This is a genomic window from Youngiibacter multivorans (assembly GCF_017873395.1).
In the GTDB taxonomy this organism is placed as follows: domain Bacteria; phylum Bacillota; class Clostridia; order Clostridiales; family Clostridiaceae; genus Youngiibacter; species Youngiibacter multivorans.
The window spans coordinates 16,164-30,473 of sequence record NZ_JAGGKC010000018.1; the positions used below are offsets into that span (position 1 = coordinate 16,164).

The following is a 14,310-nucleotide window of genomic DNA, read 5'->3' on the forward strand; positions in this document are numbered from 1 at the left end:
ATCTATGGACGTTTCAATAATAATTGTCAACTACAATACGATGGAACTTACGGGAAAGGCCATAGATTCCGTTGTTAATACAGTGAAAAACCATTCATATGAGATAATTCTGGTGGATAATGGTTCTTTAGACGGAAGCATAGAGGCTTTCAGGAAAAGGAAGGACATCATCTTCATCGAGACTGGAGAAAACCTTGGCTTTTCCAAGGCGAACAACATCGGCATCAGGGCTTCAAAAGGAGAGAGGATACTGCTCCTCAATTCCGACACGATTGCAAGATCAGGTGCAATAGACAGATCCGTTGAGTATATGGATTCCACAGGCATGAAGGTTCTTGGCGCCAAGGTGGTTCTTCCGGATGGAAGATTGGACAAGGCGTGCAAGAGGTCATTTCCAACGCCTGCAAATTCTGTCTGGCACTACATGTACCTCGACAGGCTGTTCAAGGGAAGCAAGACCTTTGGTGCCTACAACCTGACTTATCTTGACGAAGATGAGATAGGCAGGGTGGAGTGCATCATGGGGGCATATATGATGGTGGACCGTGAAGTCATTGACAGCGTGGGTCTCCTTGACGAGGATTTCTTCATGTATGGTGAAGACATCGATTGGTGCTACAGGATGGGTGAAGCCGGGTACGGCATAATATACTATCCTGAGGCAGTGATCACTCATTATAAGAAAGCAAGCTTCAACAAGAGGAGAAAGGAGTCCATCAGGGAGTTCTACGACTCTATGTGGATATTCTTCGAAAAGCACTACAAGGAAAAATACGGGAAGGGTGTCTCTTTGGCAATGTATGCCGGCATAAAGGGAAAAATGGCCCTGGACCTTGCAATAAATTCGCTGAAGAGGTGATTTGGCCGTGATAAAGAAAAACCAGAAGATACTAAACATGCTGCAGTTCGTGCTGGACATGGCGGCTATTCTATTATCGATAGCAGCATCATGGTACCTGAGGTTCCACTCGGGGATAGTGCCTATATGGTTTCCCGGAGTACTTTCATTCTGGGATTATTTCAATCCGGTCGTAATGTTCCTGCCATTCTTCGCGCTTTGCCTGTACCTGTTCAAACTGTATGACCCTCAGAGGAAGAACACGTTCTCAGAGGAGATCTATGCAATAGTTAAGGCGAACAGCACTGGGATATTCATATTTGTCCTGTTCCTGTTCCTGTCAAAGCAGATGCACTATTCAAGGGTGATGCTGGCGCTTCATGTGGTTCTAGTCAATCTGTTCATGTTAGCTGAGAGGGGATCAATAAGGCTGATGCTCAGAAGAATGAGAGCGAAGGGGTATAACCTCAAGCACATCATACTTGTCGGAGACAGTGATGCATCAAGAAGGATAATCCATTCCATGGCTTCAAACAGGCACTGGGGATACAACATAGTAGGAGTAATCAGTACCGGACTTGTGGATTCTGATTTCCCGGCAAAGCATCTTGGGATACTCTCTGACCTTGAGGAAGTGATAAGCAGGGAAAATGCCGACGAGGTGTTCATAACACTTGAACTGAATGAGTACAAGGTAGTTGACAAGATTATAAGGGTGTGCGAAAAGGCGGGAGTCAAGACCTACATAGTACCGGACTACTACAGGTATCTTCCTGCAAGGCCATTTGTTGAGGATGTTGACGGGCTGCCGATAATAAACATCAGGTACATACCTCTGGACAACCCTTTGTATGCATTTGTGAAGAGGGCCCTGGACATATTGATTTCGGGACTGGGTCTTATTGCAATAAGTCCCGTGCTTATCATAGTCGCATTGCTTGTAAGGCTCGATTCTCCCGGTCCTGTAATTTTCGTGCAGGAAAGGGTGGGACTTAACAGGAAGTCATTCAACATGTATAAGTTCAGGTCCATGAAGCTTCAGACTGATGAAGAGGAGCATGACAAGTGGACCACAAAGGATGACCCGAGAAAGACCAAGGTAGGTAACTTCATAAGAAGGACCAGCATTGATGAACTGCCTCAGCTTTTCAATGTGCTGAAGGGCGACATGTCACTGGTGGGTCCGAGACCTGAGAGGCCCTACTTCGTCGAGAAGTTCAAGGAAGAGGTTCCAAGATACATGATAAAGCATCAGGTAAGGCCCGGAATAACCGGATGGGCGCAGGTGCAGGGATGGAGAGGAGATACCTCAATCGTAAGAAGGATCGAATGTGACATTTACTACATCGAGAACTGGAGCCTGATTTTCGATGCAAGGATATTCCTCATGACTTTCTTCAAGAGAAAGGCCAAGGAAAACGCCTACTAGAAATTGAATGAACTGAACGGATGTGGTCATCATGGCACTGATTCATGGGATAGGAAAAATTAATAAGGCGATGAGGATTGCCATAAAGGATCCCGTGTACGCTGTGAGGCTTATAAAGGGAGTCCGGAGGCATGGCTTAAAATGGGCTCTCGACAAGTCCAAGGCCAGGCTGTTTGCCGAGTCATTATCAAGAGGTTACTCATATGATGAAGAGGAATACCTCGATACCGGTGAAGTGCTTGATGGATTGGCAAGGAAGCCCCTCATTTCTGTAGTCATGCCTGTATACAATGTTGAGACAAGGTGGCTTGATGAAGCTGTAAAGTCGGTGCTTTTAAGCACCTATGACAATTTTGAGCTGATTCTGGTCGATGACTGCTCCACAGACGAAAGAGTTATTGATTACCTTGGCTCTATATCAGATTCAAGGGTGAAAGTGGCTAGAAATGAGAAGAACCTCGGGATATCAGGAACCAGCAACAGAGGTATTGAAGAGGCTTCAGGCGAATACATAGTCATGATGGACAATGATGACCTGATCCACAGGAACGCTATCCTTCATATTGCCGCAGATATTTTGGCTGCCGAGCCTGACCTCATCTATTCTGATGAAGACAAGACTGATCAGGATGGAATAAGGAAAGCTCCTTTCTACAAGCCCGACTGGTCTCCTGACCTTCTGCGCAGCCAGATGTATATAGGACACATCTTCGCATTCAGGAAGGGATTCTTCCTTGAAACGGGAGGCTTCCGAAAGGAATTCGATGGGGCGCAGGATTATGACCTGGCCTTGAGGATGTCTGAAAGAACCTCAAGGATCAGCCACATACCTAAGGTACTGTATTCCTGGAGGGAGCTGCCATCGTCTACTGCCATGAACCCAGATTCAAAGCCTTACGCGCACATTGCCGGACTAAAGGCTCTGGACGGACATCTGAAGAGGGTGTTCGGACAAGGTGCGTATGCTAATGAGACCGACCAGTGGTATGTATATGATGCGAGGTATCCGATAGATCAGAAAAAACTCCTTATCTCGGTGATAATCGACGGGACAAGCGGTATTGAAAATATCAGGAGATGTATAAAGGTAATCAGGAATTCCGAAGCAGGCATAAGGTATGAAATAATCGTCCTATGGGAAGCAGTTGGAGCTAAGAGTGATGGAATTGATCCTTCTGTAAGAGTAGTTGACACCTCAGGGTCAAACACCTGGGGTGAAAGAGCAAACAAAGGTGTCAATGAAGCTAACGGTGATATACTGATTTTTATTGATGCAAGAGTCACTGGCCTGTCTATGGGATTCATGGAAAGGCTTTCTGAAAAGGCTTCAAGGACTGGAACAGGTATTGTAGGGTCAAGAATAGTATCAGATGATGGCGGAATTTTAAGTGCCGGTGTTACTGTCCTTCCGGATGGGACCTTAAGGAGATTGTTTAAAGGGTCACCTTCAGTACATTACGGTACACCCTTCGTATCACCTCTTGTTACAAGGAACATTCTAGGAGCCGATGGAATACTGATTGCGGTTGCGAGATCCAGTTATGATCATATTGGTTCCTTCAGCGTGTCAACTGATATGATGGAAAGCTGTTTTGACTATGGTGTGAGGAGCTGTACTGCCGGACTGCTTAATGTTTATGATCCTCATGTGCGAGCTGAGCTTGAGGAGACAGGTACTTTGACATGCGGAATCGATATGTTTGACCTCAGCAAATTGAATGGTTCGGACCCTTACTCAAATATCAGGCTCAACCTTAAGGATGGGCTTCCAGTTGTACCTGTAGCTCCACGAATGAAAAGAGTATTAGGAGATAATAATGATAAGCAATAACTTCAAGGTATCCAACGCAAGGTTTCATCTTACTGACAAGGATAAGTTTGTCATAGGCGGATGGTTCGCTGAAAACAACCCTGAAAAGAACGGAATTGAAGCATATCTGGACAAGACAAGACTGGAAATGAGTTTCGACAAGTACAGGGGCTATGATGTAAGACAAAGGCATCTGGTACATCAGGCAAACGTAAGCGAAGAATACTACTTGTATATCAACCTGCCGAAGGACTTTGACAAGTACGGCAAACTCACTGTTTATACTGTGAACGGCGATGAAAGGATTCCTTCCTTTGAAGCACCGACTAAGAAAATACAATTGCTGAAGTATCAGCTTCCATATTGTGTCGATACAGTTTCGATTGAAGGCGGAGACTGCAAGCTTTCAGGCTGGGTTGCATCCACTGATCCATTTGGTGTTTCAGCACAGGATGAAAATGGACGTGACATGGATATTGATATCGAATTTTTCCAGAGAAAGGACGTTTCAGCCACATTCAAAGAGGCTGCGCTCCATGAATATTGCGGATTTAAAGCCGAAGTCAACAATCCAACCGGAAAGAAGCTGCTTTTCAGCTTCAAATCAGGCGACCTGTCAGCCCAATATGAGGTTGATATGGCAAAGGCCCTTAAAGGTGCGTATTCACAAAAGGAAAATAAACTCATAAAGGGACTCAAATACCTTAAGAAGCATGGAATCAAGTGGACAGCACTGAAAGCCATGCAGGTTGTCTGGGGAAAAGCAGAATCAGCCGCAGAATATGAGAAGTGGCTGAACTACCATTTGAGGTCCGAAGTGGAGCTTGATGCTCAGAGGAAATATGGTTTTACAGTCAGGCCGAAGTTCAGTATAGTCGTGCCTCTTTACAAGACCCCGGAAAATTTCCTGAGAGAGATGGTAGACTCTGTTACTTCCCAGACCTATTCCAATTGGGAGCTTTGCATGTGCGAGGGCAGCGGAACTGAAACACAGGTAATTGAGATACTTCGTGATTATTCACGAAGGGATGAAAGGATTAAATTCACAGTATCATCTAGGCAGCTGGGCATTTCTGACAACACCAATGAAGCGATTAAACTTGCAACAGGTGACTTCATAGTTCTGGTGGACCATGATGACCTGCTTACTCCTGATGCGCTGTTTGAATGCGCATTGGCAATACAGGATGATGCTGAAGTTGACGTAATATACTCGGACGAGGATAAGCTCACGATGGACGGCTCAGCATACTTCATGCCGCACTTCAAACCTGACTTCAACATTGACCTTCTAAGAAGCATGAACTATATTACACATCTTTTTGTCGCAAAAAGGGAGCTCATGCATAGCGTCGGACTTTTCAGGAATGAATTCGACGGGTCCCAGGACTATGACATGATCCTGAGATGCACAGAACAAGCCAAAAAGGTACACCATATCCCAAGGATCTTGTACCACTGGAGATCGCATAAGGACTCCGTTGCTGAGAATCCAGAAAGCAAGCTTTACGCATATGATTCAGCGAAAAAGGCGCTTGATGCGCATTACAGCAGGATGGGAATTGATGCCCATGTGGAATTCACGAAAATCTATGGGGTATATAAGACCTTCTTTCATATTACGGCTGAGCCGTTGGTCTCCATCATCATATCCAGCAATGACAGCATCAAGGACATCAAGAGGTGCATCAGTGCAATTGAGTTCAAGAGCCTGTATGACAACTATGAGATTCTGATAGTGGACACCGGAAGCAAGAAAGGGAGTACATTTTCATTCTATGATGAACTCCAGGCAAAGTTCCCGAAAGTGAAAGTGGTATTCTACAGGGGAGAGAAGAGCTACTCCAAGTCAAGAAACTTCGGGGCTGAAAACTCTAACGGTGAATATATGCTATTCATGGATGACACCATTTCCATAATTACTGATGAATTCTTTGAGGAACTTCTTGGCTATGCAAGGAGAACCGACGTGGGTGCCGTAGGTGCAAAGCTGTATTATGAGGACGATATAATATACCATGCGGGTTCGGTTGTAAATATGGACGGGATTACCGGCAATTCTTTCCAAGGACAGTCCAGATATGACAACGGATATTTTGCTCGTGCAATTACCGCGTGCGACTACAGCATAACAAACCCGTCCTGCTTCATGACGAGCAGGGAGGTATTCAATAATGCAGGTGGCTTTTCAGAGGAATTTAGTACAGGGCTGACTGTCTCGGATTATTGTCTTGCGATTGGAAAAACAGGCAAGCTGACAGTATTCAATCCATTCGCAGAAGCTTACAGGTATGTGCCTGTCAGACCGGTCAATGATTCAGGGAAAGAAGGCACGGTTAAAATCAAGAATGAATCTGAAAAATTCAAGGAAAGATGGAAGGTCCTGTTTTCAAAGGGTGACCCCATGTACAACCGAAATCTTTCGCTGAACAGGAATGACTATCATTTGAAGAAGGTATGAAATTGATTAAGGATAAATTGTTCAGGGCCGCAAGGTTCTATAAACGTCACGGATTAAGGAATTTCATGGTGCATCTGATACAGAAGACACTTGGAGTGGAGTCAGACTACAATAAGTGGTTTTTAAGACATGCTCCTGATAAATCGGCACTTAATGCCCAAGCGGAAATCAAGCTGTCATTCAAAGCAAAGTTCAGTGTTATAGTAATGGCGGGCAGTGATTCTCAGCAAAGGCTTAAAGGAACATTTCTATCACTCACTGAACAGACCTACGCTAACTGGGAGCTTCTTTCGATCGGTCGCGAGGACCAGAAGCTGAGTGATTCGGGTGTGGTTTTCGTTGAATATGACAAGAATTCACAGATAGCTGAAATTTTGAACAGGGCAGCTGAAAAATGCAGCGGTGACTACATTCTTTTCATGCAGCCAGGCGACCAGCTTGCACCAAATGCACTGTTTGAAATAGCGAGCGAAATCGAAAAAGGTGGATACTCTGCAGTTTACACAGATGAAGACAAGATAGAGGCAAGTGGGATCAGACATATTGATCCGATTTTTAAGCCCGATTTCAATCTGGATCTTTTGAGAAGCACCAATTATATTTCAAATTCTATGGTGATAAGCAGAAGAGTGCTAAGGGATATCGGAGGGTTTAAAAAAGAATATGGAGAAGGCTGTATCCTGGACCTGTATTTCAGGATTTTTGAGAGCAGTGCAGCAATAGGCCATATTCCAAAGGTTCTTTATCATTCAAAGCAAACATCAGCGAAAAATGAAATTGCTCAGATTGACCACATGAAGGTACTCAGAGACCACTATTCGAGGATGGGCATTGACGCTACCGTATCTGGAAGCAATCTGGATGGTATACTTAGAACCAGGTTCAGTACAGATGGAAATCCGCTTGTATCAGTTTTGATCCCTAACAAGGACCATATAGATGACCTGGATAAATGTCTGAATTCCTTATTGAACAGGTCTTCATATAAAAACATGGAAATCATAATAATTGAAAACAACAGCACGGATAAAAGCACATTTGAATATTACGACAGGATGTCCAGAACGCATAAGAATATAAGTGTTATGGAATACAAGGGTGATTTCAATTATTCAGCGATTAACAACTATGGAGCAGGTTTCTCCAAAGGTGAATACATTCTGCTGCTGAACAATGATACTGAAATCATCAATGCAGACTGCATTGAAGAGATGCTTGGTCATTGCATGAGAGATGAGGTAGGCATAGTAGGAGCGAAGCTTTATTACGGCGACGGGTCAGTTCAGCATGCCGGAGTGATAATCGGTCTTGGTGGAATAGCAGGACACGCCTTTGTAAGCCTGAAGAAGGGTGATTCAGGATATTTAAACAGGGAGAATTGCACTCAAAATTACAGTGCTGTGACAGCAGCGTGCATGATGACTAAGAAGAGCATCTATGAAAGTGTCGGAGGGTTGACAGAAGAGATGCAGGTAGCCTTCAATGACATTGATTATTGCATGAAGGTCAGAAAAAAGGGCAAGCTTGTGGTCTATACCCCATATGCCGAGCTCTTCCACTACGAATCGAAGTCAAGGGGACAGGACGACACTCCGGAAAAGGCCAGAAGGTTCAACAGCGAGGTTGAAAGGTTTGCGAAAAGATGGCCTGAGATTTTGAAAGATGGCGATCCCTACTATAACCCGAATCTTACTCTGGTCAGGCCGGATTTTTCCATAAAGGACTAAAGAACATGTCAATTATACCAAGGAGGAGGTAATCCATGAAAATACTTATTACCGGAGCCAAAGGCCAGCTTGGAACGCAGCTGACGGAAATACTGAAGGCAGGTACGACAGAGCTTGGGGCCATACCCGAAAGCTTTATATATGCCGATGTGTTCGGATATTCAAGCAAGGACCTTGATGTGTCAGACCTTTCAGCAGTAAGGGCTGTAGTTGCAGGCATAAAGCCTGACCTCATAATAAACTCTGCGGCCTATACGAATGTAGATGGCTGCGAAACCGACAGGGACAGAGCCTTCAGGGTGAATGCACTGGGAGCACGAAACCTGGCTATTGCTGCTGAGGAGACTGATGCAAGGCTTGTCCACATATCTACTGACTATGTCTTTTCGGGAACGGGAAGCGAGCCATTCGCTGAATACGACCTTACAGACCCGCAAAGCATATATGGCAAATCGAAGCTTGCAGGTGAGGAGAATGTGAAGACCTTCTGTTCAAGGCATTTCATTGTCAGGACATCATGGCTTTATGGTCTCTATGGAGGGAACTTTGTAAAGACAATCATGAAGGCAGGAAAGGAAAGAGGAGCTCTTCAGGTGGTAAATGACCAGAAGGGCAATCCTACAAATGTGGAAGACCTTTGCTACCATATACTAAGGCTTGCAGATACCGAGGAATATGGAGTCTACCATTGCACAGGATCCGGTGAATGTTCATGGTATGATTTTGCCAAGCTTATAATCGAATATGCGGGGATTGATGCAACTGTAGCCCCGGTTACTACTGACCAGTTTCCGAGACCTGCAAGAAGACCCTCCTATTCGTCACTGGACAATATGATGCTCCGGGTTACAGTAGGAGACCACATGAGGCCATGGCAGGATGCGTTACGGTCATTTATGACTGCATTCGAAAAGATGTAAATCAGACTATATTTGTATACGAGGAGAAGTGAGAATGAAAGGTATTATACTCGCCGGAGGATCCGGCACAAGGCTCTATCCAGTAACCAAATCAGTTTCAAAGCAGATTCTTCCGATTTATGACAAGCCGATGATCTACTATCCGCTTTCGGTGCTCATGCTTGCTGGAATCAGGGAGATCCTTATAATATCGACTCCAAGGGACATTGGGTCGTTCGAGGAGCTTCTGGGAGACGGAAGTGATTATGGGCTATCCATATCATATGCTGTCCAGCATGCTCCAAATGGCCTTGCAGAAGCATTTATCATCGGTGAGGAGTTCATTGGCAGCGACAAGGTTGCCCTTGTTCTTGGAGACAACGTATTCTATGGATATGGATTCTCTGAGAGACTGAAAGCAGCTGTTGAAAGGGAAGAGGCAACGATTTTCGGCTATCACGTCAGCAATCCGACTGAATTTGGAGTCGTTGAGTTCGATGACGACATGAATGTGCTCTCCATCGAGGAAAAGCCTGAAGAGCCGAAATCAAACTATGCGGTACCGGGACTGTATTTCTACGGAAATGATGTTGTAGAGATAGCTAAGACCATAAAGCCATCAAAGAGAGGCGAGCTTGAGATAACCGCAGTCAACAACGAATATCTGAGAAGAGGAAAGCTCAAGGTTGAACTGTTTGGCCGTGGAATGGCATGGCTCGACACTGGAACACACAGGGGACTGCTTGATGCAGCCAACTTCGTAGAGGCGGTACAGACCAGACAGGGACTATATGTTGCATGCATTGAAGAGATTGCATTCAGGAAGAAGTTCATAACCAGGGAGAGACTCCTGGAACTTGCTCAGCCTTTGCTCAAGACAGAGTATGGCCAGTATCTTGTACATGTTGCAAACGAGCCAAGATAACACTGGTACACCAAAAAAGAGGTGAAGGCACTTGAAAAAGATTGCCTATGTGGTAACCCAATCTGAAATGGGTGGAGCACAGAAAAATATACTTCTGCTTTCGAAGGGCCTTTCTGACAAGTTTGATATTACCGTGTACTGCGGTCCAGGCGGACTCCTTGTTGAGGAGCTTCGAAAATCAAAAATCAGGGTCGTGGAAGTACCTTCTCTCAAAAGAGAGATCTCCCTGAAGGATGACCTGAAGACATTCAGATACCTGGCCAGGGAGTTCAAAGAAAGCGGTTATTCTATTGTTCACAGCCATAGCTCCAAGGCAGGGATTCTGGCAAGGCTTGCTGCAAAAAACGCTAAGGTACCCAAGAACATTTATACAGCACATGGATTTGTGTTCAATGAACCTATGGCTGGCCTTGCAAAAGCATTCTACAGATTTATAGAGAAATTTGCTGCATCCATTGCCACGGACCTTATTGTTGTTTCATATCGTGACCTTGAAACTGCAGAATCACTAGGTATTAAGTCTGACAATCAGACTGCCTGTATTCCAAATGGAATTGATTTCGAACAGGAAGCGAAAATTGAAGGACAAGAGGAACGGGCCTACCTGCGGAACCAGCTGGGGATAGGAGATGGGGAATTCGCATTTGGAACCATAGCCAATTTCTATGAGACAAAGGGTCACAGATATCTTGTTCAGGCATTTGAGAAGCTTAGGAACAGCAGCAGGGCAGAAAACCTTAAGCTTGTCCTGGTCGGACAGGGACTGCTCCTTGATGAGATAAGGTCCTTATCGGGAGAAGGTGTCATATTCACCGGATACGTGGAAAATGCGGAAAAGCTGATGGATGCCTTCGACTGTCTTGTACTCCCTTCGGTCAAGGAGGGATTTCCTTTCGTAATTCTTGAAGCGATGAAACACATGCTGCCAATAGTTGCCACTGATGTCGGAGACGTAAAGAGGATGCTAGGCGAAGGAGATTTAAAATCCTGCAGGATTGTCGAGCCAGGAAGTTCGGAAGCCTTGTGTGAGGCAATGGAATGGATGACTGAAAATACCGTATCAGCAAGGATCGCTTCCAGATATTCATATGAGACAATAAGTGAAAGATATTCCCTTAAGCGTATGCTTGATGAAACGCTGAAGGTTTATGAAAGATGAAAAGGGCCATGTGTGCCCTTTTTTTCGATTTTTAAACAAATTTTTTGCCATTCTCCTGAAATGTGCATATTTAGCATGTGAAAGGAGCTGATAAACATGGCAGTATCGGTAAACAAGGAAACAACGGCCCTACTCATCACCTACATCAAAGAGGTGGTCAACGGAAAGACTACCTATGAGGCAAGGAGGTTCAGAAACTTCAAGACTGCGGCTCTCCCGGAGGATATCCACGAGATAGCGGCAAAGATCTCAGCGCTTGGAGAACAGGCGACCTACAGCTACAAGCTTGAAGATGTCAGTGCACTGGCAGCAGTATAGGAGGTAACGGAAAATGAATAGTCTTTCAATGGTATTCGTGAACAAGGCCGGCAGGAATTCTACCTTTAGGATTCCAAAGGTTAGGACAGATGTTACTGAACTTGAGATACAGGAGCTGATGAATCTCCTTATCACAAAGAATGTCCTCTTTGAAGGGGACCAGGAGCTCGAATCAATCGATTCGGCTGTAATAACAAGACAGGAAACCATGGCGGTTTAAACCCTTGGCTCATCCTTTCAGGATGGGCCTTTGGCTTTTTCAATATTAATAGCTTGGTTCCATTTGTTTAACAATATAACTAATAGTTTGTGATAGTATGGTGTTAAGAAAGTCGAGGGATGCATATGGAAAAGAAGGGTATCTTGAAATTCATGAAGACGCTGCTGAAGAAGGCAGACTGGGACGATAGCTTCGCTTTCGCCTATCAGCTTACGTACAGCCTTCTTTTGGCAATATTCCCTTTCCTAATATTCCTTTTCACCCTGCTGGGATACATGAAAATCGATTCTGCAATAATCCTCCAGAGGATGCAGGAGGCTCTCCCGATGGAGGTCTATGACCTGACTGCCGGGATTGTCACTGACGTCCTTGATAACCAGAGAGGCGGGCTTATGAGCCTTTCAATATTCCTTGCGATATATACTTCATCAGGAGGTATAAGAGCCTTCATGAAGGGCATCAACAAGGCAATGAGGATCAAGGAGAAAAGAAACATATTGCACCTATATGCGCTCTCCATATTCTGGGTGGTGCTGTTTGCGGTATCAATAATGCTTTCTCTTATCGGGATAGTATTTGGTGAGCAGATACTTTTGGTGATCCTGCATTATTTTCCTGCCCTGCCACAGAAGGAATTCATCCAGACAGCGAGGATCATCACGCCGGTGGTCTTCATGTTCCTGATGTTCACGATGTTCTATATGTTCGTGCCAACTAAGAAGGTGAAGTTCAGATATGCATTTCCGGGTGCACTTTTCGCTACACTGATGTTCATTCTCTCTACACTTGCATTCCAGTATTATGTGAATAACCTCGCCAACTATTCAAGGTTCTATGGAACCCTTGGAGCAGTGGTGGCCTTAATGCTATGGCTGCTGGTAGTATCCATGATCATGCTGTTTTCAGCACAGATCAACGCCCTTCTTATTGAGGTCAGGGGGATACGGGACCCTTACATACACGTTGTACAGAATGTGAAGGACAGGGTAGCTGCAAGACGGAACGGAAAGGCAGCTGAAAGCGAATCTATTGTCGAGAAAGAGTAGGGAAAAACAATGGAGACTTGAGGAAAATCCTCAGTCTCCATTGTTTTTTATACCAGTCCTGCTTCCTTTGCACCAGCGTAGTCCAGACCATTCTCGATGGCCTTCAGGACCTTGATCTGCTTTGTCGTGTCGCCGATTAGTATACCGGCTACAAGCTTTCCATCCCTGAAGAAAACCTTCCTGTAGGTTCCCTCGATGTCGTTCCTGGTCCCTACCTGGTCAAGGAGGGGATCGTCAAAATCGACGGAGCCGGCTGAAAAGACCTTTGCGTTGAGTGAATTGAAGATCGTTGAGTTAGTGAACTTCTTGAAGTCCTCTCTGATGCCGGCAGCATTCTGTCCTGCGGTTTTGCCCATGCCAAGGGCTGCAGGCCAGGTTCCATAAACGAAACCGTCAAGCTGGCAGACATCTCCGCATGCCCATATGTCAGGCACGGATGTCTCCATCTTCCTGTTGACTATAACTCCTCTTTCAACAGCAAGCCCCGCTTCCTTCGCAAGCTCAAGATTTGACCTGATTCCAACAGAGAAGAGGACGAAATCAGCTTCAACGAAGCCGCCGCTCTTAAGTGAGACTCCGGCTACTTTTGCTCCCAGCTTGTTCGTGAGGGCTGGATCCTTCTTTATCTTTATGTATTGCGCTGAATCTCCGAGTATGAGGTTCAGCCCTGACCTGTTCGCTATACCGCTGAATATTGCAGCGCCTTCGTTGTCAAGCTGTCTCGGAAGGAGCCTCTTGACGAACTCGACGACTGTAACATCAACTCCAAGCAGCTTCAGCTCCCATGCTGCCTCAAGGCCAAGCAGGCCACCGCCGATAACAACTGCCTTTTTACCTGGTGCGATTTCACCTGAAAGCTCCTTTGTATCAGCAAACTCCCTGAGAGTATGGATACCGCCCACATCCTTGAGGTTTGAATCATTCAGGACGAATCCTGGCGTTTTCTCAGTATGGTCGAATTCCACCTGTACCGGTGGTATGAAATTGTGGCTTCCATTGGCAAGGATAAGCTTGTCATAGGATTTTTCAGTCCCGTCGTCAAATACAACCTTCTTGTCCTCAGGAAGGAGCCTGACTGCTGTCTTCCCAAGCAATAGCTCAATCTTGTTTTCCTCATACCAGGTATCCTTCGCAAGGAAGAACTTCTCTGGCGGCTCCGAACCGTCCAGATATTCTCCGATGTTGGTCCTGATATAGGACTTCATGGTCTCCTTAGAGACCATGGTGATGGACGCTTCAGGCAGGAGCTTTCTGATTTCCTTCGCTGCGTTGAAGCCTGCCGAACCGTTTCCCAGTATCAGGAACCTGTCAAGACCGCCTATGGGGCCAGGAGCTTCCATTTCAACAATCTCTACGAAGGCATCGCCATCTGCTCCGCAAACCTCGCATTTGTCAGGTATCGAGCCTTCTACCACATGTCCGCAAACCGCACACTTGTATAGCTTCTTCTTTTCCATATCCAATTCTCCTATCAGCCT

The 14,310-nt window shown here is 45.4% G+C and carries 12 protein-coding genes; 11 read left to right on the forward strand and 1 reads right to left on the reverse strand.

Going from position 1 to position 14,310, the window contains the following annotated elements; all coding sequences use genetic code 11:
- The first annotated feature begins 4 nt into the window (after positions 1-4).
- The 11 genes from J2Z34_RS10770 to J2Z34_RS10820 all read left to right on the forward strand — a co-directional run bounded on the left by J2Z34_RS10770 (position 5) and on the right by J2Z34_RS10820 (position 12,832).
- Positions 5-859, forward strand: a complete 855-nt coding sequence (locus J2Z34_RS10770) for a glycosyltransferase family 2 protein (RefSeq protein ID WP_209459874.1) — start codon at positions 5-7, stop codon at positions 857-859.
- A 7-nt stretch (positions 860-866) separates the two neighbouring features.
- The gene (locus J2Z34_RS10775; protein WP_342453157.1) at positions 867-2,267 is read left to right on the forward strand and encodes an undecaprenyl-phosphate glucose phosphotransferase; all 1,401 of its coding nucleotides are present in this window, start codon (positions 867-869) and stop codon (positions 2,265-2,267) included.
- 31 nt (positions 2,268-2,298) lie between these two features.
- Positions 2,299-4,098, forward strand: coding sequence for a glycosyltransferase family 2 protein (locus tag J2Z34_RS10780; protein ID WP_209459875.1), 1,800 nt, complete (start codon positions 2,299-2,301; stop codon positions 4,096-4,098).
- On the forward strand, positions 4,085-6,538 hold the full coding sequence (locus J2Z34_RS10785; protein WP_209459876.1) for a glycosyltransferase family 2 protein: 2,454 nt from the start codon (positions 4,085-4,087) through the stop codon (positions 6,536-6,538). The genes J2Z34_RS10780 and J2Z34_RS10785 overlap by 14 nt, the downstream gene beginning before the upstream one ends.
- Complete coding sequence (locus J2Z34_RS10790) at positions 6,535-8,265, forward strand: glycosyltransferase family 2 protein (protein ID WP_209459877.1); 1,731 nt, start codon at positions 6,535-6,537, stop codon at positions 8,263-8,265. Before J2Z34_RS10785 ends, J2Z34_RS10790 begins: the two co-directional genes overlap by 4 nt.
- Before the next feature lie 35 nt (positions 8,266-8,300).
- The gene (gene rfbD / locus J2Z34_RS10795; RefSeq protein WP_209459878.1) at positions 8,301-9,185 is read left to right on the forward strand and encodes a dTDP-4-dehydrorhamnose reductase; all 885 of its coding nucleotides are present in this window, start codon (positions 8,301-8,303) and stop codon (positions 9,183-9,185) included.
- A 34-nt stretch (positions 9,186-9,219) separates the two neighbouring features.
- Positions 9,220-10,089, forward strand: a complete 870-nt coding sequence (gene rfbA / locus J2Z34_RS10800; protein WP_209459879.1) for a glucose-1-phosphate thymidylyltransferase RfbA — start codon at positions 9,220-9,222, stop codon at positions 10,087-10,089.
- Positions 10,090-10,120: 31 nt separating this feature from the next.
- Positions 10,121-11,248 (forward strand): glycosyltransferase, encoded by a 1,128-nt coding sequence (locus J2Z34_RS10805; protein ID WP_209459880.1) that lies wholly within the window; start codon positions 10,121-10,123, stop codon positions 11,246-11,248.
- A 96-nt stretch (positions 11,249-11,344) separates the two neighbouring features.
- The gene (locus J2Z34_RS10810) at positions 11,345-11,566 is read left to right on the forward strand and encodes a DUF1659 domain-containing protein (RefSeq protein ID WP_209459881.1); all 222 of its coding nucleotides are present in this window, start codon (positions 11,345-11,347) and stop codon (positions 11,564-11,566) included.
- A 13-nt stretch (positions 11,567-11,579) separates the two neighbouring features.
- Positions 11,580-11,786, forward strand: coding sequence for a DUF2922 domain-containing protein (locus J2Z34_RS10815; protein WP_209459882.1), 207 nt, complete (start codon positions 11,580-11,582; stop codon positions 11,784-11,786).
- 125 nt (positions 11,787-11,911) lie between these two features.
- Positions 11,912-12,832 carry a YihY/virulence factor BrkB family protein gene (locus J2Z34_RS10820; RefSeq protein ID WP_209459883.1) on the forward strand — a complete coding sequence of 307 codons (921 nt, stop codon included), beginning with the start codon at positions 11,912-11,914 and terminating at the stop codon, positions 12,830-12,832.
- 47 nt (positions 12,833-12,879) lie between these two features.
- Here the strand turns inward: J2Z34_RS10820 and J2Z34_RS10825 are convergent, their stop codons facing one another.
- Complete coding sequence (locus tag J2Z34_RS10825) at positions 12,880-14,289, reverse strand: FAD-dependent oxidoreductase (protein ID WP_209459884.1); 1,410 nt, start codon at positions 14,287-14,289, stop codon at positions 12,880-12,882.
- Between the last annotated feature and the right edge of the window lie 21 nt (positions 14,290-14,310).